The 17,906-nt window shown below is 70.5% G+C and carries 12 protein-coding genes; 6 read left to right on the top strand and 6 right to left on the bottom strand.

Translation table 11 applies throughout. From position 1 onward, the window contains the following. Nucleotides 1-271: 271 nt before the first annotated feature. The 5 genes from ACWEF2_RS11140 (at nucleotide 272) to ACWEF2_RS11120 (ending at nucleotide 8,726) form a co-directional block, all read left to right on the top strand. The gene (locus ACWEF2_RS11140) at nucleotides 272-2,611 is read left to right on the top strand and encodes an AAA family ATPase (protein ID WP_453814097.1); all 2,340 of its coding nucleotides are present in this window, start codon (nucleotides 272-274) and stop codon (nucleotides 2,609-2,611) included. 155 nt (nucleotides 2,612-2,766) lie between these two features. Next, nucleotides 2,767-3,750 (top strand): ABC transporter permease, encoded by a 984-nt coding sequence (locus ACWEF2_RS11135; RefSeq protein ID WP_453814273.1) that lies wholly within the window; start codon nucleotides 2,767-2,769, stop codon nucleotides 3,748-3,750. Between the two features lie 8 nt (nucleotides 3,751-3,758). After that, nucleotides 3,759-4,670: an ABC transporter permease gene (locus tag ACWEF2_RS11130; protein ID WP_453814095.1), complete on the top strand. Its 912-nt coding sequence runs from the start codon at nucleotides 3,759-3,761 to the stop codon at nucleotides 4,668-4,670. A 245-nt stretch (nucleotides 4,671-4,915) separates the two neighbouring features. Further along, a complete protein-coding gene (locus tag ACWEF2_RS11125; RefSeq protein ID WP_453814271.1) occupies nucleotides 4,916-6,976 on the top strand; it encodes a dipeptide ABC transporter ATP-binding protein in 2,061 nt (686 codons plus the stop codon). Between the two features lie 13 nt (nucleotides 6,977-6,989). Next, entirely contained in the window at nucleotides 6,990-8,726 is a 1,737-nt protein-coding gene (locus tag ACWEF2_RS11120; protein ID WP_453814093.1) for an ABC transporter family substrate-binding protein, read from the top strand. Nucleotides 8,727-9,079: 353 nt separating this feature from the next. Here the strand turns inward: ACWEF2_RS11120 and ACWEF2_RS11115 are convergent, their stop codons facing one another. From ACWEF2_RS11115 to ACWEF2_RS11090, 6 genes are all read right to left on the bottom strand, one after another. Continuing rightward, a complete protein-coding gene (locus ACWEF2_RS11115; RefSeq protein ID WP_453814091.1) occupies nucleotides 9,080-9,322 on the bottom strand; it encodes a hypothetical protein in 243 nt (80 codons plus the stop codon). Between the two features lie 10 nt (nucleotides 9,323-9,332). Then, on the bottom strand, nucleotides 9,333-10,472 hold the full coding sequence (locus ACWEF2_RS11110; protein ID WP_453814089.1) for a hypothetical protein: 1,140 nt from the start codon (nucleotides 10,470-10,472) through the stop codon (nucleotides 9,333-9,335). 275 nt (nucleotides 10,473-10,747) lie between these two features. Next, nucleotides 10,748-11,605, bottom strand: coding sequence for a 5-oxoprolinase subunit C family protein (locus ACWEF2_RS11105; RefSeq protein WP_453814087.1), 858 nt, complete (start codon nucleotides 11,603-11,605; stop codon nucleotides 10,748-10,750). Further along, nucleotides 11,602-12,228 (bottom strand): 5-oxoprolinase subunit B family protein, encoded by a 627-nt coding sequence (locus ACWEF2_RS11100; RefSeq protein ID WP_453814085.1) that lies wholly within the window; start codon nucleotides 12,226-12,228, stop codon nucleotides 11,602-11,604. The genes ACWEF2_RS11105 and ACWEF2_RS11100 overlap by 4 nt, the downstream gene beginning before the upstream one ends. 70 nt (nucleotides 12,229-12,298) lie before the next feature. Beyond that, nucleotides 12,299-13,054: a LamB/YcsF family protein gene (locus ACWEF2_RS11095; protein WP_453814083.1), complete on the bottom strand. Its 756-nt coding sequence runs from the start codon at nucleotides 13,052-13,054 to the stop codon at nucleotides 12,299-12,301. A 3-nt stretch (nucleotides 13,055-13,057) separates the two neighbouring features. Continuing rightward, nucleotides 13,058-14,635, bottom strand: coding sequence for a hypothetical protein (locus ACWEF2_RS11090; RefSeq protein WP_355596212.1), 1,578 nt, complete (start codon nucleotides 14,633-14,635; stop codon nucleotides 13,058-13,060). Nucleotides 14,636-15,761: 1,126 nt separating this feature from the next. Here ACWEF2_RS11090 and ACWEF2_RS11085 point away from each other — a divergent pair. Continuing rightward, the gene (locus tag ACWEF2_RS11085; RefSeq protein ID WP_453814080.1) at nucleotides 15,762-17,855 is read left to right on the top strand and encodes a SpoIIE family protein phosphatase; all 2,094 of its coding nucleotides are present in this window, start codon (nucleotides 15,762-15,764) and stop codon (nucleotides 17,853-17,855) included. The last annotated feature ends 51 nt before the right edge of the window (nucleotides 17,856-17,906 follow it).

The following is a 17,906-nucleotide window of genomic DNA, read 5'->3' as shown; positions in this document are numbered from 1 at the left end:
CTTCCGTGCCTGTTCGGCGGCGTGTTCCGCCCGGTGCGGCGCGGTACCGGGTCACCCGGCGAGGCGCGGCGGCGACGTCGGTGGAGGCGGCCGCTCGGGCAGATCGTTTCGGCGGCGGAACGCGGGGCAGAAACCCGGCACCCGGATCGTGGGGTTCATCCGGTCTCATCCGTTTATCTGATCGTGTCAGTGTGGCGGCGTGGCGTGACGCTCACGCACGCGCAAAGGTCTTCCCGGTGCGGTATAACCGGGGGCGGACCGGGGAGGCGTGATGCGGGAACCCGACAGGGCCCGGCCGGCGGGACGCGCGGCGGTACGGGAGACGTTCGAGCAGGTGCGGCTGCGCTACTTCCGGCTCTCTCCCACACTGCGCAGGACGATGTACGCCGGTGTGCTGATCGGGGCGGTCGGGCTGGCGCTGGGCATGGGCTGGTCGCCGTTTGGCGCGTTCCTCATCACGATGGTCCTGCTCGGTTTCGCGGCGCTGACCCTCCGTTTTCCCCGCGCCGCGGCCACACTCGTGGTGGTGGCCGCGTGGCTGCTGCTCCTGCCGCTCTTCCAGAGCCTGTACGGCACGGGGGTGCCCGCCTCGACGGCGCTGACGCTTCTGGCCCTCCCGGTGGCGGGGATCGCCCATCTCATCCGCTGGGTCCCCCCGTGGCTGACCACGCTCATGGCGCTCGCCTCCGCCGCCGTGGCGGCCGTCGTGTTCGCCGTGCTCTGGCCGGCCGTCGCCCTGTGGGCCGCGTACGGCGTGGCCGCCGCGGTGCTGGTCCACCGTTTCGTGCGGGCCCGTCAGGTCAGGGCCGCGCTGGAGGGCGGAGAGCACCGGGTCCGGCTGCGGGCCCGTGAGGGCGCTCAGCCGGGGCCCGCGTCGGCCGACCGGTCCGCGCCGCCGCCGATCTCCGTGGACGAGGCGTTCGGCGAGCTGGACGCCATGATCGGCCTGGCCCCGGTGAAGGAGCAGGTGCGCTCCATCGCCGCCTCGATCGAGGCGGCCAGGCTACGCAGGGAGGCGGGATACTCCACCGAGCCGCCGATGCGTCACTTCGTGTTCGTCGGCCCGCCGGGCACCGGCAAGACCAGTGTGGCCAGGACCGTCGCGAAGATCTTTTACGCCTTCGGCCTGCTGGAGACGCCCGACGTGGTGGAGGCTCAGCGGGCCGACCTGGTGGGGGAGTTCCTCGGGGCCACTGCGATCAAGACGAACGAGCTGGTGGATCGGGCGCTGGGCGGGGTGCTGTTCATCGACGAGGCGTACAGCCTGATCAACTCCGGTGACGGCCAGCCCGACCGGTTTGGCGCCGAAGCGGTGCAGACGCTGCTGAAGCGGGCCGAGGACGACCGCGACCGGCTGATCATCATCCTGGCCGGGTACGAGAAGGAGATGGAGGGGTTCCTGTCCTCCAACCCCGGTCTGTCGAGCCGTTTCTCCAGCCGGGTCCGTTTTCCCAGCTATGGTCCTGACGAACTGCTGGAGATCACCGAGCTGCTGCAGCGGCGGCGCGGCGACCGGATGGCCGGGGGCGCCGGGCCCGCGCTGCTCGCCAGATTCGAGGACGTGCACCGCCGCGCGCTCGTGGACGAGCTGGGCAACGCGCGGTTCGTCCGCAGCCTGGTGGAGGCGGTGGCCCAGGCCCGTGACGTGCGGGTGGTGGGCGCGGGCGGCTCGCCCACGACCGAGGACCTGGTGACCACCACCGTCCACGACGTCGCCAAGGCGTTCGACGAGCTCACCGTCCGCTACCGGCGCTACCAGGCCATGCCCACCCTGAAGGAGGCGCTGGCCGACCTGGACCGGATGGCCGGCCTGGAGCCGGTCAAGCGGCAGGTGCACGCGGTCACCGCGCAGCTCAGGGTGGCCAGGATGCGGCAGGAGCGCGGCCTGCCGACCCCGCCGCAGATGCGGCACTTCGTCTTCACCGGGCCGCCGGGCACCGGGAAGACCACCGTGGCCCGCATCCTCGGCCGCATCTTCGCCGCGCTGGGCCTGCTCGCCCAGCCCGACGTGGTGGAGGCTCAGCGGGCCGACCTGGTCGGCCAGCACCTCGGGGCCACCGCGATCAAGACGAACGAGCTGGTGGATCGGGCGCTGGGCGGGGTGCTGTTCATCGACGAGGCGTACGGCCTGGTCAACTCCGGTTACACCGGCGGTGACGCCTTCGGCACCGAGGCGGTGCAGACGCTGCTGAAGCGGGCCGAGGACGACCGCGACCGGCTGGTGATCATTCTGGCCGGATACGAGCGGGAGATGGACGGGTTCCTGTCGACCAACCCCGGTCTGGCCAGCAGGTTCAGCCAGCGCGTGCACTTCCCCTCCTACTCGCCGGGCGAGCTCACCGAGATCGCCGGGTTGCTCGCCGAGGGCTCGGGCGACCGGTTCGACGAGGCCGCCTGCCGCGACCTGGCCGAGGTCTTCACCTGGGTCTGCGACGACGGCCTGATCGACGGCCTCGGCAACGGCCGGTTCGCCCGCTCGCTGTTCGAACGCGCCGCGATGCGCCGGGACGTGCGCCTGGCGGCCCTGGGCGGCACCGCCAGCGCCGCGGATCTGACCACGATCACCAGCGCGGACCTGCGCGCCGCCGTGGACGAGCTCGCCGAGCGATGACCTGCGATTTCACCCTTCCCCACTCGCGGGGGTAGCGTGGTAAACACCGCCCTTGACTGAGATCGAACCCCCGATTGAGCACTCCCAGTAGTTGACTGGCCGCATGATGTAGCAGGATGGCCACCGACAGCGGGAGGATGGCGAAGGGGGGCATGATGGCGGGATTCCTGCTCCGCAGGCTGCTCAACTACCTGGTGCTGATCGTCGTCGCCACGAGCCTGGCCTACATGCTGGCGGCCTTCGCGCTCAACCCCCGGTCGAACTACGAGGGCCGTAACCCGCCCATCCCGCCGGCGGTCGTCGACGCGCGTCTCACAGAACTGAACCTCAACGACCGGACCCCGCTGCCGGAGCGTTACCTCACCTGGGCGGGCGACGTCGTCCACGGTGACTTCGGTAAGACGGTGGCCGGTGGTTCGGTCGGTGAGGACCTCGGACGGCGGATCGGCGTCACCCTGCGCCTGATCACCGCCGGGCTGTTCCTCGGCAGCCTGACCGGCGTGCTCGTCGGCGCCTGCGCGGCGGTCAAGCAGTACGGCCCGTTCGACCGGTTGTCGACCGGAGCCTCCTTCGCCGTCCTCGCGGTCCCCACGGTCGTGCTGGCCAACATCCTGATCATCGGCGCGGTCTCGTTCAACGACCTGGTCGGCGCCCAGGTCTTCCTGGTCAGCGGTGAGGCGACCCCCGGGCTTGAGGGCGGATTCCTTACCCATCTGGTGGACCGGCTCCAGCATCTGATCCTGCCCACGCTCTCCCTCTCCCTCGCGCTGATCGCCGTCTACAGCCGCTACCAGCGCAACATGATGCTCGACGTGCTGGGCGCCGACTTCGTCCGCACGGCCATGGCCAAGGGGCTGCGCCGCCGTACCGCGCTGGCCAGGCACGCGCTGCGCACCGCGCTGATCCCGGCGGTCACCTACTTCGCCTTCACCTTCGGCGCGCTGCTGGTCGGCACCACCTTCACCGAGAAGATCTTCGGCTGGCACGGCATGGGCGAGTGGCTGGTCGACTCCATCTCCAGCAACGACGTCAACACCGTCGCCGCGATCAGCTGTTTCGCGGCCTTCGCGGTGCTGGTGGCGTCGCTCGTCTCCGACGTGCTTCACGCCGTCCTCGACCCCCGCGTCCGGGTGGGGTGAGGGCGAAGATGACGATCGCCGACGAGGAGCTCGCCGAGCAGCGGGCCGACATCGACAGGATCACGGCGCCCTCCAGGCTCCGGGTGGTCGCGGGGCGTTTCTTCGGTTCCCTCCAGGGGCGCGCCGGGTTCGCGCTCCTGGCGATGATGTTCCTGCTGGCCTTCGCCGGGCCGTACCTCGGCAGGTGGACCTACACCGACAAGGACTTCATGGCCTTTCTCCAGCCGCCCTCGCGTGAGCACTGGTGGGGCACCCTGCAGACCGGCGCCGACGTCTACGCGGTCACGCTGCGCGGCATGCAGAAGTCGCTCATCGTCGGGCTGCTCGCCGCGGTGGTCGGCACCGCGCTGGCGGCCGTGGTCGGCGCCTTCGCCGGATACTTCATGGGCTGGGCCGACCGGGTGCTGACCTGGATCACCGACCTGCTGCTCGTGCTCCCGGCCTTCCTGATCCTGGCGATCATGTCGCCGCTCTTCGCCGAGGGGCAGTGGCCACTGTTCGTGCTTGTGCTGGCGCTGTTCCTCTGGATGGTCACCTCCAAGATCGTCCGGAGCATGACCGTCTCGATCAAGCAGCGGGAGTTCGTCCAGGCGGCCAGGTTCATGGGGGTGCCGCCGACGAGGATCATCTTCCGGCACGTCATCCCGAACATGTCCTCGCTGCTGGTCGTGGACGCCACGCTGAACGTCAGCGCCGCGATCCTCACCGAGACCTCCCTGTCCTATTTCGGATTCGGCATCCAGCCGCCCGACGTCTCGCTGGGCAGCCTCATCGCCGACGGTGCCAGGACGGCCGTCTACGCCCCGTGGACGTTCTGGTTCTGCGCCGGTCTGCTGATCGTCATCGTGCTCGCGGTGAACCTGGTCGGCGACTCCCTGCGCGACGCCTTCGACCCCACGGCGAGGAGGGGAGGGCGGTGAGTGAGCGCGATGGGCGCCCGGCGGGCGGACGGTTCCGCAACGGCCGGATTCTTCGCCCGGAATATCTGGAACGTCCCAAACGATCGGAACACCTCGATGATCTGGAGCACCTCCAGCGGCCGGGTCAGGTGGAGAACCGCGAACGGGCCGAACACCCGGAATGTCTGGAAAGTCGAGAAGGCCCGGAGGGGGCGGAACACCGGGGGCGGCCGGGGCGGGAGGAACCGGCCGAGCCCGTTCTCCAGGTGGCCGACCTCAGCGTGACCTTCGGCTCCGGTGCCGGCGCGGTGCGCGCCGTACGGGGGCTGAGCTACCAGGTCCGTCCGGGAGAGGTGCTCGGCATCGTCGGAGAGTCGGGATCCGGCAAGTCGGTCGCCGCGCTCGCCGTGATCGGCCTGCTCCCGCCGCACGCCCGCGTCACCGGCTCGGTGCGGCTGCTGGGCGGGGAGATCCTGGGGGCGGGGGAGAAGGCGCTCACCGCCTTCCGGGGCAAGACCATCTCGATGGTCTTCCAGGACCCGCTCTCCGCGCTCACCCCGGTCTACCGGGTGGGCGACCAGATCGCCGAGGCCGTGCGCGTCCATCAGAGGGTCACCGGGGAGCAGGCCGCGCGGCGGGCCGTCGAGCTGCTCGACCTGGTCGGCATCCCCAACGCCGCGCAGCGGGCCAGGGCGTTCCCGCACGAGTTCTCCGGGGGCATGCGGCAGCGCGTGATGATCGCCATGGCGATCGCCAACGACCCCGATGTGATCATCTGTGACGAGCCGACCACCGCGCTCGACGTCACCGTCCAGGCTCAGGTGCTGGAGGTGCTGAAAAGGGCGCAGCGGGAGACCCGTGCGGCGATCGTCATGATCACCCATGACCTGGGGGTGGTGGCCGGGTTCGCCGACCGGGTCCTGGTCATGTACGCCGGGCGGGCCGTCGAGGTCGGGCCGGTGGACGAGGTCTACTACCGCACGCGCATGCCGTACACCATGGGCCTGCTCGGTTCTATCCCCCGGCTGGACCTGGGGGGCGCGCAGCCGCTGGTCCCGATCGCCGGGAGCCCGCCCTCTCCCGCGGCGCTGCCGCCCGGCTGCCCGTTCGAGCCGCGTTGCCCGCTGGCCGTCCCGGTCTGCGCCGAGGAGGAGCCCGAAGCGGCCGCGGTGGGCTCACCGGACCACCTGGCCGCGTGCGTGCGCGCGGGAGAGATCGAGGCCGAGGGCTGGTCACCCGCCCAGGTCCACCTGATGGGGGCCCGTGGTCGCGTGGCCGGGCCCGTAGCCTCCCCCCGGACGCCGGTACGGCCGCCGCGCGCCGGTCGCGAGGTGGTCCTGGCGGTCAAGGACCTCGTCAAGCACCATCCGCTGACGAAGGGGACGATCCTTCGGCGGAGGGTCGGCACGGTCCACGCGGTGGACGGCATCAGCTTCGACATCCGCGAGGGGGAGACGCTCGGCCTGGTCGGCGAGTCGGGATGCGGCAAGACGACCGCGCTGATGGAGATCCTGGAGCTGGTCAGGCCGCAGCGGGGCACGATCGCGGTGCTGGGGCACGACACCTCGACGCTGGGCGCCCGCGAGCGGACGGCGATCCGGCGGGAGATGCAGGTCGTCTTCCAGGATCCGGTGGCCTCCCTCGATCCGAGGATGACCGTCTACGACATCCTCGCCGAGCCGCTGCGTACACACGGGACCAGGGATCCGGGACCGAGGATCCGGGAGCTGCTCCGCCTGGTCGGGCTGGATCCCGGCCACGCGGCCCGCTATCCGCAGGACTTCTCCGGCGGCCAGCGCCAGCGGATCGGCATCGCCCGCGCGCTCGCCCTGGAGCCCCGGCTGATCGTGCTCGACGAGCCGGTCTCGGCGCTCGACGTCTCGATCCGGGCGGGGGTGATCAACCTGCTGGAGGAGCTGAAGGACCGGTTGGGCCTGTCCTACCTGTTCGTGGCGCACGACCTGGCCGTGGTCCGGCACATCGCCGACCGGGTGGCGGTCATGTATCTCGGGAGGATCGCCGAGATAGGCCGGGTCGACCTGGTCTACGGCGCCCCGATGCACCCCTACACCCAGGCGCTGCTGTCGGCCGTCCCGCTGCCCGACCCGGAGAAGGAAAGGTCCAGAAGGCGCATCCTGCTCGAAGGCGACCTGCCCAGCCCGGCCGACCCCCCCTCCGGCTGCCGTTTCCGCACCCGCTGTCCCATGTTCAAGACCCTCGACGAGACCGGCCGGAGCCGATGTGTGAACGAGGAGCCCCAGGTCCGGCCGTTCGGGGAGGACCACGGTGCCTCCTGTCACTTCGCCGAGAAGCTCGAAGTCGTATAACCCTGGAGGAACTGTGATATCAATCCGGCGCGTGGGCGCGTTCGCCGCGGCGCTGACCGTGACCGGCTCGCTGGCCCTGGCCGGCTGCGGAGGCCAGGGCGGGGGCGGGGCGGGGGAGTCGCGCGGTGAGGGGGACGAGTCGCCGTCCACCTCGACCTCGGCGGTCAGGGCGTACGACATCAACCCGGTGCCGAGGGACAAGGTCAAGGACGGCGGCCTGCTGCGCTGGGGACTCAACGAGTATCCGGCCAACTGGAACCTCAACCACGTCGACGGCAACATGGCGATGGTCAAGAAGGTCGTCGACGCGCTCATGCCCTCGGCCTTCCGCTCCAACGAGAAGGGTGAGATCTCGGCGAACACCGACTACCTGCTGGCCGGGAAGATCACCGAGAGCGAGCCCAAGCAGGTCGTCACGTTGACGCTCAACCCCAAGGCCGGATGGTCCGACGGGACGCCGATCACCTGGGAGGACTACCGGGCCCAGTGGCAGGCGATGAACGGCCGGAACGGCGACTACCGCGTCGCCGGCACCACCGGATACCAGGACATCGAGAGCGTGGTCAGGGGCAGGGACGACCACGAGGCCGTCATCACCTTCGCCAAGCCCTTCGGCGACTGGCAGTCGCTCTTCGACCCGCTCTACCCTAAAAGCACCAACGCCACCTCGGAGGCGTTCAACAACGGCTGGCTGAACCGGATCCCGGTCACCGCGGGCCCGTTCAAGTTCGTCTCGTTCGACGAGACGGCCAAGACCGTCACCCTCGCCAGGGACCAGCGCTGGTGGGGGGAGAAGGCCAAGCTGGACCAGATCATCTACCGGGCGCTGGAGAGCGACGCGCTGGTCGGAGCCTTCAGCAACGGAGAGCTGGACACCTTCGACGTGGGCCCGTCCGCTCCCGACTACGCGCGCGCCAAGAGCAGCAAGGGCGCGATCATACGGCAGGCGGCCGGACCCGACTTCCGGCACATCACCCTGAACGGCGAGAGCGGGCAACTCTCCGACGTCAACGTCCGCCGGGCCGTCGCGATGGGCATCAACCGTCAGGCCATCGCCCAGTCCGACCTGCAGGGCCTCGACTGGCCGATCGTCCTGCTCAACAACCACTTCTTCATGAACACCCAGGACGGCTACCAGGACAACGCCGGTGAGGTCGGCGCCTACAACCCGGGGAAGGCCGGGCAACTGCTGGACGCCGCGGGCTGGCGGCTCTCGGGGCAGACCCGGATGAAGGACGGCAGGGAGCTGAACCTGCGCTTCGTCATGCCTTCGGGCCTGCAGCTCACCAAGTCCGAGGCCGAGATCACCCAGAGCATGCTGGCCCAGATCGGTGTCAAGATCACTCTTCAGGCGGTGCCCAGCGACGACTACTTCACCAAGTACATCATCCCCGGCAACTACGACATCACCGCGTTCGCCTACGTGGGCACGCCCTTCCCCGTCTCCAGCGGCTACGGCCAGTACGCCAACGCCACCAGGGACACCAAGGGCCGGCCGCAGTGGAACGCCAACCTCGGCCGCATCGGCTCCCCGCAGATCAACGCCGCCATGGACAAGGCGACCGCCGACCTCGACGGTGCCCAGGCCATCGCCGACACCAACGCCGCCGACCGGCTGATCTGGGAGGCGGTGAACGTGGTGACCCTCTACCAGCGCCCGCAGAACGTCGCGGTCAAGAAGACCATTGCCAACTACGGGGCCCGGGGTTTCTACGACCTGAGATACCAGGACATCGGCTTCACCAAATAGGGGCCGCCAAACCCACGCCGACCGAGCCGCCACCGACTCGGAGACCGGTAGGCACGGCCGGGGTGCTGAATCTCCGTTGTCCCAGCATCAAACTTTTTGATTGAGACGCATGGGCTTTTGCTGATCGCGGTCATCCGTCACGGCTTCGCGGAAGCCGGGTGATGGAGAGGGGAGACAACGGCGTTCAACAATGTCGGATCGCTAAGCGGGCCGCAGGCCGTTTGCCGGAGGCGCGCTTTTTGAACAGGGAAGGCCCCCGGTGGATGCCGATCTTCCAAGATCGAGCATCACCAGGGGCCTCCGTGCTGTTCTGTACGACTAAGCCTGCCGAAACCCGTGGCGAGCGTCCGGGGTCAGGGGCCGTCGTCTTCCTCTTCGTATGCCGTGATCGGTCCGCCCGACTCGCGCACCCGCACCGGGATGCCACGGAGCCGCCGCGGAAGGACCCCCGGGCCCGGTGCCACGGTGACCCAGACATCTATGGTCGGCTCACCGTCGCTCTCTCCCTGCCCGACCGCGACGACTTCGGGAACCCGGTCGATCCAGTGAGTGGCCTCGTTGAGCGCGGCGTCCACGTCTCCGGTTTTCTCGGTCATGTTTCGGAGGCTATTCGGTTACGCGGATTCCGAGCAGCTGCTGTACCAGCGTGATCGGGTTGATGACCGTTACGGCGGTGGACCCGGCGAAAAGCAGTCCGACCGCGCGCTCTTCGAGATCGGATATGAGACTGCCGGAGTCACCGGGGGCCGACATGTTGGTGGTGAGAATCTGGCGCGCGAATCGAGCAACCCGGCCGTTGCCGTAGTTCACATCGATGGTCGCGTTGATGTTCTGCACCGTGCCGGTGGTGTAGTTCGTGGTGCGGCCGCACTTCTGAACGACGAGGCCGAGGGTGGGCGCCGGGAGCAGTCCTCTGAGGGGCCCGACCCAGTAGATCTCCCGGTTGAGGTCCTCGAACTTGCCCTCGGCCACCGCGGCGTCCACATAGTTGAGCGGCGGCGACTGGTTGGGCTGCATGAACTGGATCGGCACGAAGCGGCTGAGCCGGGCGATGACGTCGGTGGGGTAGGTTCCGCCGTCCGCCGGTCCGGGCTGCAGGATCGGGTCGCCGATGGCCGCGGCGTTGGAGTTCGCGAGAACATGGTTGTTGCTCAGGATGTAGTAGCGCTGGGGCACGCCGGGGAAGGCCGACGCGTCGTAGACGCAGGTGCTCAGGGTTCCGGCCGTGATCTGGAAGTGCCCGACGCTGACGCCGCCGTAGGCGGGCCTGACCCGTTTCGTCAGGCTGAAGGGCCCGACGTTCTCCAGTGCCGCCAGCGACCTGTCATCGATCCGCACGGTGTGGGTGGAGCCGTTCTGGCCGACGATCGCGCCCAGGTCGCTGACGGTCATGAAGGACCCCGGCGACTGGGTCGAGGTGGTTCCCGGCATCAGATAGGAGGTGACCGGCTGTCCTCCGCCGACGGTGAGCGGGGCGCCGGCCTGGATGACTCCCACCTCCTGGACGTCGGTGGGCGTCGTTCCGATTTTCGACGGAATCAGATCGTCCTGGGACAGCATGTCCTTGGGAAGCTTGGAGTCCACCAGTACGGTGATCGCCTTCTCGCCGGTGTCCTGATCGCGGGTCCGCTTGTTTCCGAGCGCGACACCCACGACGTTCCGCCTGGACAGCAGCTGCTCCTCCTCACGGCTCTGGATTTTGGCCAGGTCCATGTATTCCTTGGAAATAAGCTTTTCTGATTGCATGTCGATCCCTTCGGTAAAAGAAAAGGAGTCCCGTGAGAAAGGAAATGTGGATGCCTGTCTCCTTCGAGGAGATGCCGGACATCCCTTGTGGCGCAGGCTTCCCGTCGCGACACAGGTTTGCTAATTCCCTGAGATGCCCGTTTCCATTCCGGAGAATGTGAGAATTTGACGATTATGTACAACGACAAACGTGGCCGTGAGCCTGTCTGTACCGGGTCTTCGCGTTCGTCCGGGGTTGTGTTCGCCGCTGATTCGGCGCGGAGTGTCTCAGGTGGTCACATGCGGAAGCGGACGGGGTCGCCGGGGCGGAGCTGGGCGGCCACGGCGAGGCAGGCCGAGGTGAGGACGGCGATGACCGGATAGCCGCCCGTCGGCGGGTGATCGGCCAGGAACACGATCGGCTGCCCGTCCGGCGGCACCTGGACGGCCCCGGCCACCATGCCCTCGCTGGGCAGCTCCCCGGTTCGGGCCCGTTCCAGAGGGGCACCCAGCAGCCGCACGCCGACCCGGTTGCTGTCCTGGCTCACCCGGTACGGCCCCGAGCACAGGGTGGCCGGCGCGCCGGGGACGAACCAGTCGTCACGCGGGCCCGGCAGGACGCGCAGGACATCCGGCGGTGCCGCAGGCGGCGGTGCCGCGTCCACCGTGATGGGCGGCAGCGCACCGGTCGGCCCCACCGGCAGTAGGGTCCCCGCGCGCAGCGGGGGAGGGCCGAGGCCGCAGAGCGAGTCGGTCGAGCGGCTGCCAAGGGTGGGCGGCACGTCGAGGCCGCCGCGCACCGCGACATAGGTCCGCAGTCCCGAGCCGGGGGCGGCCACCCATAGCTCGCCGCCCGAGGGGACCCAGAACGGCGCGTCCATCCCCTGCTGAACCGTCCGGCCGGGCAGGAGCAGCTCCAGGGGGCAGGGTGCCCCGGTGACGGCCGTCCAGGCGCCGGTGCGCAGGCGCAGCCGGGCACCGCCGAAGGTCAGCTCGATCGCGGCGGCGCCCTCGGGGTTGCCGACCAGCCGGTTGGCCAGTCGCAGGCTCGGCGCGTCGGCGGCACCCGAGCGGGGCACGCCCAGATGGCCGTAGCCGGGGCGGCCGAGATCCTGCACGGTGGCGTACGGCCCCGGCGCGATGACCTCGATCATGGGGCGGCGACCGCCTCGAACCGCACCCGTGTGCCCGGCGTGAGGAGTGCGGGCGGGTCGGCGTCCACGTCCCACACCGTCAGGGGGGAGCGGCCGAGCACCCGCCAGCCGCCGGGCGAGGCCGAGGGGTAGACCGCCGAGTAGGGGCCCGCGACCGCCACGGCCCCCGCGGGGACCGAGGTCCGGGGCGTGGCCAGCCTGGGCACGTGCAGCGCCGGGTCCAGCCCGATGAGATAGGCGAACCCCGGCGCGAACCCCAGCCAGCCCGCCACGAGCTCCCGCCCGGTGTGCCGCTCCACCACCTCCGCCACGGACAGGCCGCTCAGGGCGGCCACGTCGCCGAGGTCGGCGCCGTCGTAGACCACCGGGACCGTCACGGCCCCGCCGGGGGGAGGGGGGCCCGGGACACCGGGGGCGCGCGCCGTTTCCAGCAGGGCGGACAGGAGCGCCCCGAGCGGGGACGGATCGGTGCCCGGCGCGGTGACCAGGACGGTCTCGGGACCGGGCACGATCTCCACCACACCGGCCGGGCGGCGGGCCCGCAGCAGGGCGTCGAGCCGGTGGGAGACCTCCAGCGATCCCGTCTCCACCAGCAGCGCGTGCTCCCCGGCCCGGCGGATCATCGCCCGGCCCCGGCCGGGGGACGCCCGGGCTTCACGGGAGGGTCTTCGGCCGTGTCCCGACGGCCGGGGCTCATGCGAAGGCCCGGAGGGTCACCCCGGCGGCGATCAGGCCGTCACGGACGGCCCGCGCCAGCAGCACGGCGTCCGGGGTGTCGCCGTGCACGCAGATCGAGCGCGCGTCCACCGCGACCTGGGAGCCGTCCACCGCGGTCACCGTCCGGGCGGTCGCCATGCGCACGGCCCGGGCCGCGACCTCGCCCGGGTCGTGCAGCACCGCGCCCGGCGAACGGCGGGGGACCAGCGTGCCCGCGGGGGTGTAGGCGCGGTCGGCGAAGCACTCGGCGACGGTGGCGAGCCCCTCGCGGGCGGCGATCGCATGGACGGCCGAACCGGGCAGGCCGAGCAGCGGCAGGCTCCGGTCGTAGTCGACCACGGCCACCACGACCGCCTCGGCCTGCTCCGGGTCGCGGTTGATCCGGTTGTAGAGCGCGCCGTGCGGTTTGACGTAGGAGACCCGGCCACCCATCGCGCGGGCGATCCCGTCCACCGCGGCCAACTGGTAGAGCACCTCGGCGCAGAGCTCCTCCGGGTCCACCTCCATTTCGCGGCGGCCGAACCCGGCCAGGTCCCGATAGGACACCTGGGCGCCGATCATCACGCCCCGGTCCACCGCGGCCGCGCAGGTGCGGCGGATGGTCAGCGGGTCACCGGCGTGGAACCCACAGGCGACGTTCGCGCTGGTCACCACGTCGAGCAGGGCCGTGTCGTCCCCCAGCCGCCAGATGCCGAAGCCCTCCCCCAGATCGGCGTTGAGATCGATCACCATGGCTCACTGAGCCGGAGGCTCGTCGGGAATGTCGGCGATGTCGTCGAGGGCGATGGCCAGTTCCTCGGGGTCGTCACCGATCCGCTCGGCGATCTCGATCAGCACGTGCAGCACGTCGTGCCGGTCGTGGCCGAGGTCCAGCAGCCGCTGGACGGCCTCCCACAGCTGTGGGGGGTCGCCCTCCCAGAGCCGCCCGGCGATCTCCTCGTGCCAGGCGATGTGCTCGTCGTAGTCGGGTCTGGTCAGCTCTTCGGCGTGGTCGATCCCCAGCAGGATGCGGCGGTCGGCCTCGTCGGCGGGGTTGAGCAGGTCGAGCTTGATCTCGCCGTGCACCCCCTGCAGGAACGGGAACGCGAACACCCGCCTGGCCAGCGCCGACAGGTCGCCGTCCGGCAGCAGCCGCTTCAGCAGGTCGCGGTCGAGACCGAAGGTGGTCGGGTCGCGGTACGCCTCGGCGAACTTGGCGGTCGCCTCCCAGATCCCGTCCAGCGTGGCGCGCAATCCCTCCTCGGCAAGCCCGCTCCGGCGCGCGGCGAAGCGCGCCCAGGCCCCCAGCACGTACGGCACGGCCTCCTGCTCGGCAGGGCTGAGCATCACCTTGCGCGGCAGCCAGTCGAGCAGGAAGGTCTGACACTTCGTCGGGCTCACCCGCAGCGGGCGGCCGAAGTCCTGGTCGCAGCCGTAGTCGATGATGTGGTCGGCGCACCGCGAGGCCGACGAGGGGTCCGACAGGTGCTCGGCCGCGTCCGAGGAGAGGAACTCCGCGGCCAGCATCGCCCGGCGGTCGCGGCTGTAGGGTGCCTCGCTGTACAGCGGGGCCGGGCGCTTGCGGCCGGGCGGCAGGGCCTTGATCCGGGAGCGGGCGAAGGCGTGGTAGGCGCTGTAGCTGTCGCTGACCGGCGCGGTCGTCCTGCGGTCGCCGTACTCGGTGGTGGCCTTCATGGCCGATTCGAGCAGCGCCCTGGCCTGTTGCGGCTCGATCTCCTCGAACCTGAGCATCGGGGTGGCCCCCGCCTCAGCCCTGGCCTGGTCAAGAAGTTTGTCCACCTGGGAGGAGACCCAGGTGTCGCGGGCGATGCCCCGCATGTTGTAGTCCACGATCATGACCAGCGCGTGGCGGTCCTCGTTGTTGTCCGCTCCCCGGTAGCCGAAGGTGCACACCACGGTGTCCTGGTCGCCGTAGGCGTCGCGGGAGACGAAGCAGCCGGTCGGTTTGACGACGCCCAGCCGGTCGGCCCAGCGGGGTCTGGCCACGTCCCGCTCGATGAGCGCCAGCGCCGCGCCCTCGGCCTTGGCGGCCTGGCGGGCCGTGCCGAGGTAGGCGAGCGCGATCAGCAGCGTCAGCGCGGCGGGGGATCCGGCCTTGGCCGCGTAGTCGACCAGCCCCTCCCCGAGGACCTGCTCGGCGTCCCCGCCCCGCAACCGCCGCCCCCACCATGCCCCGACCATGTCGGAGACCATGAGCTCGGCGTCCAGCGGGCTGCGCACGGCCAGCAGCTCGCGGGAGGCGAGCAGCATCTCGGCGAACACCTCGTCCGGAGAGTGGCTCTCTCGTGGGTCTCGACGGTGCCGCCGGTTCAAGCGGCCTCCCTCGTCGGCCCCACCGGGCCGGTGTCGCGCTGACTGGCTCGCCCGCCTTGCTCGCTCACGTTCCAACCTTCTCGCATTCCCCGGCCGAACGGTGCGTGGGACACGGCCTGGTGATCTCGATGTTACCGGGGACTCCGCCGTGGCGGCGCGGAGTTGACGAGGGGGAGCGGACGCTCCCCGCGGCACGTTCGATCACCTCGGCCGCCGCCCCGGCCCCAGGCGCTCCGCGCGGTTCCACGCGTCGGTCACGCACCGGTCCGCGGCGGGTGGGGGGCGGTGCGGAACCCGGCGGGCGGCGGGGTGTCGACCCGAGAGTGGGACGCCGGCGGGCCGGAGCCGGGGCGGGTGGCGAGAGCGGGCATGGATGTCGCATTCCTCCGGGTTTCCGGGAGGTGAGCCCCGGACGGACGGCGGGAACGTGCGTCCCCATTCCACAACGTGTGGCGCGGCTGTCAACCCTCGGGTACGGCGGGGCGGCCACCGCTGTGGATGAGATATGAGGTCAGCGCCCATCTTGACTGGATATGTCGACTGGACAGTAAACAAGTGTCCTTGAAGGGGAAGCCAAATCGGGAATGAGTCAGTAGCCTGATCTTTCTTGGGACGCTCGCGGAGATGAGGTGGGCAGTTGTCGGGACGGTCCGGCTTGATCCTGCTAGGGTCCTGGCCGCAAACGTTTGACGGTGCCGGTGGTGGTCGCGCCGGTGTTTCGGGAGGGCGCCGGCGACGCCCGGCCCCGGCCGGCCCCGGCCGGCGGGGGCGAGGACGGCGCGCGGCGCGTGGGACGGCCCGGAACCGGACCGCGGCGCGGTTGCCGGCGCGCACCCCGGAAGAGGGCGGACGCAGTGGGGGACGGCACCACCACCCGGCTCCGGCGCGATGCCGGTCGGGCGACCCCCGTGCCGGGGGACCGGCGCGTTAGCGTGGAGATCCCGGTTCCCGGACCGGGGAGGTTTGCGGGATGTACCGACCGCATCACGGGCGGGGCTTCCGTCCACACGTGCCCATCGCCGATGATGTACTGCAGGATCCGGCCCCCCGGAGCTGCGCTACGCCAATTCGCAAGTTTGGAGATGTGCCTCGTGGGAGACCCTGGCACGCGACGGAGGTGCCGACCATGAGCGCCGAAACCTCCGTGCCCCGTCCCCGGAAGTCGGGTGCGGACATCTCGGACTCCGGCCTGTTGCAGGGCCTGCTGTCACAGTCGCCGTTCGCCTTCGCGTTCCTCGGTCCCGACGGCCGCTTCCAGCGGGTCGACGAGGTCTTCGCCGCCGTGGTCGATCTCCCCGCCGAGCGCCTGGTCGGCCGGGCCGCGGCCGAGGTGCTCCCCGCCGACCTCACCGCGATCGTGGCGGGCGCGGTCCGCGGCATCGCCGAGGGGACCGAGGTCGAGGGGGACCAGCGGATCCGGGTGCGCACGGCCGAGGGGGAGACCCACCACTGGTCGCTGACCTTCTCCCCGATCCACGACGACGAGGGCGCGCTGCACGCGATCTGCCTGGTCGGAGTGGACATCACCCAGAGCAGACAGGTCGAGGAGGACCTGCGGCGCAGTGAGGAGCGTTACCGCTCGCTGGTCGAGGCCCAGTCCCAGCTGGTGTGGATCACCGCCCCCACCGGGACGGTCGAGGAGGACGCGCCGCAGTGGCGTGCCATCACCGGCCAGGGGCTGGAGGACTACCTCGCCCGCGGCTGGCTGGACGCCGTCCACCCCGACGACCGCCGGCACACCGAGGAGGCCTGGCGCGAGGCGCTCCGCGGCCGGATCATGTTCGAGTGGAGCTACCGGGTCCGCACCAGGGCCAGCGGCTACCGCCACTTCGAGGTGCGCGCCGTCCCGATCATCCGGCACGGCAGGGTGGTCGAGTGGGTGGGCGCCAACACCGACGTCACCCCGCAGCGCGAGGCCGAGGAGATGCGGGGCAGGCTCACCGACCAGCTCGGCGCCGCCGCCCTGCGCACGGCGCGGTTGCAGGGCGCCACGGCCATGCTCGCCGAGGCGTTGACCGTCGAGCAGGTCGTCCAGGTCATCATCGACGTGGGCCGTACGGCGCTGGCGGCCGACCGCTCGGCCGTGGCCCTGCTCGACGTCGAGCGGGCCGCGCTGAAGCTGATCAACAGCGGTGGCATCCCGGATGTCCCCGGGGCGCCGGGCGAGGAGATCCCGCTGTCGCACTCCAGCGTGATGACCATGGCGGTCAACAGCCGCCGCCCGGTCTTCGCCGAGTCGCCGGAGAGCCTGCGCTCCCAGCTCGTGGAGGCCGGCGGCGACGACGAGACCGTCACCGGCTTCATCGCCTACAGCGATGAGCGGGCCTGGGTGGGCCTGCCGTTGCTGGCCGCGGGCCGTGCGCTCGGCGCGCTGCGCTTCTCCTTCACCCGCCCGCAGAAGATCTCCCAGGAGGACGGCGTCTTCCTGGAGGCGCTCGCCGGGCAGTGCGCCCTCGCCGTCGAGCGGGCCACCCTCTTCGAGCGTGAGCATCGCACCGCGGAGACGCTCCAGCGCAGCCTGCTGCCCGATCGCCTGCCGGTGGTGCGCGGCCTGGTGCTGGCCCAGCGCTTCCGCTCCGGCAGCCGCCACGTGCAGGTCGGCGGCGACTGGTACGACGCGTTCGTGCTGCAGGACGGCCGGGTCGCGGCGGTGGTCGGCGACGTCATGGGCAAGGGCGTCAAGGCGGCGGCGGGCATGGGCCGCATCCGCAACGCCATGCGGGCCCTGGCGCTGACCAATCCGCCGCCCGCCGCGGTTCTCACCGGCCTGGACCGGGTCTTCGAGGCGACAGAGGAGGAGGAACAGGTCACCACCCTGGCCTACATGGTCGTGGAGCCCGGCACCGGGGAGGGCACACTGGCGCTGGCCGGTCATCCGCCGCCCCTGCTGGTCTCCCCTCAGGGGGTGCCGCTGCTCTGCGACGGCGAGCCGGGTACCCCGCTCGGCTGGCCCACGAGCCGTAGGCAGTTCCGGTTCTGCGTCCCGCCCGGGCACACCGCCGTCCTGTATTCGGATGGTCTGGTGGAGAATCGCAAGCGTGGGCTGGATGCCGGTCTCGCGGATCTTTGCTCGGTTGTGACCGAAGCGCCGCCCGAAGTCGTAGGAAGTCCTCACATGTTGCTGGATTTCCTCGTTGACCGGATGCTGTCTGGGTATGAGCAGGATGATGATGTTACCGTGCTCGCAATTCATGTTCCCATGGCCACGAAGAGTGACTGAATGAAACAGTCATAACGGTTGCTTTCGGGTATCGGTGGCTCGCTTCCGTAC

It is taken from the genome of Streptosporangium sp. NPDC004631 (assembly GCF_053601935.1).
This window is presented reverse-complemented; position numbering and strand designations above follow the sequence as displayed.

What these genes read in the sequence shown, in the direction of transcription:
- ACWEF2_RS11135 (WP_453814273.1), top strand. Translation starts at nt 2,767, where the DNA reads ATGGCGGGATTCCTGCTCCGCAGGCTGCTCAACTACCTGGTGCTGATC.
- ACWEF2_RS11105 (WP_453814087.1), bottom strand. Translation starts at nt 11,605, where the DNA reads ATGATCGAGGTCATCGCGCCGGGGCCGTACGCCACCGTGCAGGATCTC.
- ACWEF2_RS11100 (WP_453814085.1), bottom strand. Translation starts at nt 12,228, where the DNA reads ATGATCCGCCGGGCCGGGGAGCACGCGCTGCTGGTGGAGACGGGATCG.
- ACWEF2_RS11110 (WP_453814089.1), bottom strand. Translation starts at nt 10,472, where the DNA reads ATGCAATCAGAAAAGCTTATTTCCAAGGAATACATGGACCTGGCCAAA.
- ACWEF2_RS11130 (WP_453814095.1), top strand. Translation starts at nt 3,759, where the DNA reads ATGACGATCGCCGACGAGGAGCTCGCCGAGCAGCGGGCCGACATCGAC.
- ACWEF2_RS11095 (WP_453814083.1), bottom strand. Translation starts at nt 13,054, where the DNA reads ATGGTGATCGATCTCAACGCCGATCTGGGGGAGGGCTTCGGCATCTGG.
- ACWEF2_RS11085 (WP_453814080.1), top strand. Translation starts at nt 15,762, where the DNA reads ATGAGCGCCGAAACCTCCGTGCCCCGTCCCCGGAAGTCGGGTGCGGAC.
- ACWEF2_RS11115 (WP_453814091.1), bottom strand. Translation starts at nt 9,322, where the DNA reads ATGACCGAGAAAACCGGAGACGTGGACGCCGCGCTCAACGAGGCCACT.
- ACWEF2_RS11140 (WP_453814097.1), top strand. Translation starts at nt 272, where the DNA reads ATGCGGGAACCCGACAGGGCCCGGCCGGCGGGACGCGCGGCGGTACGG.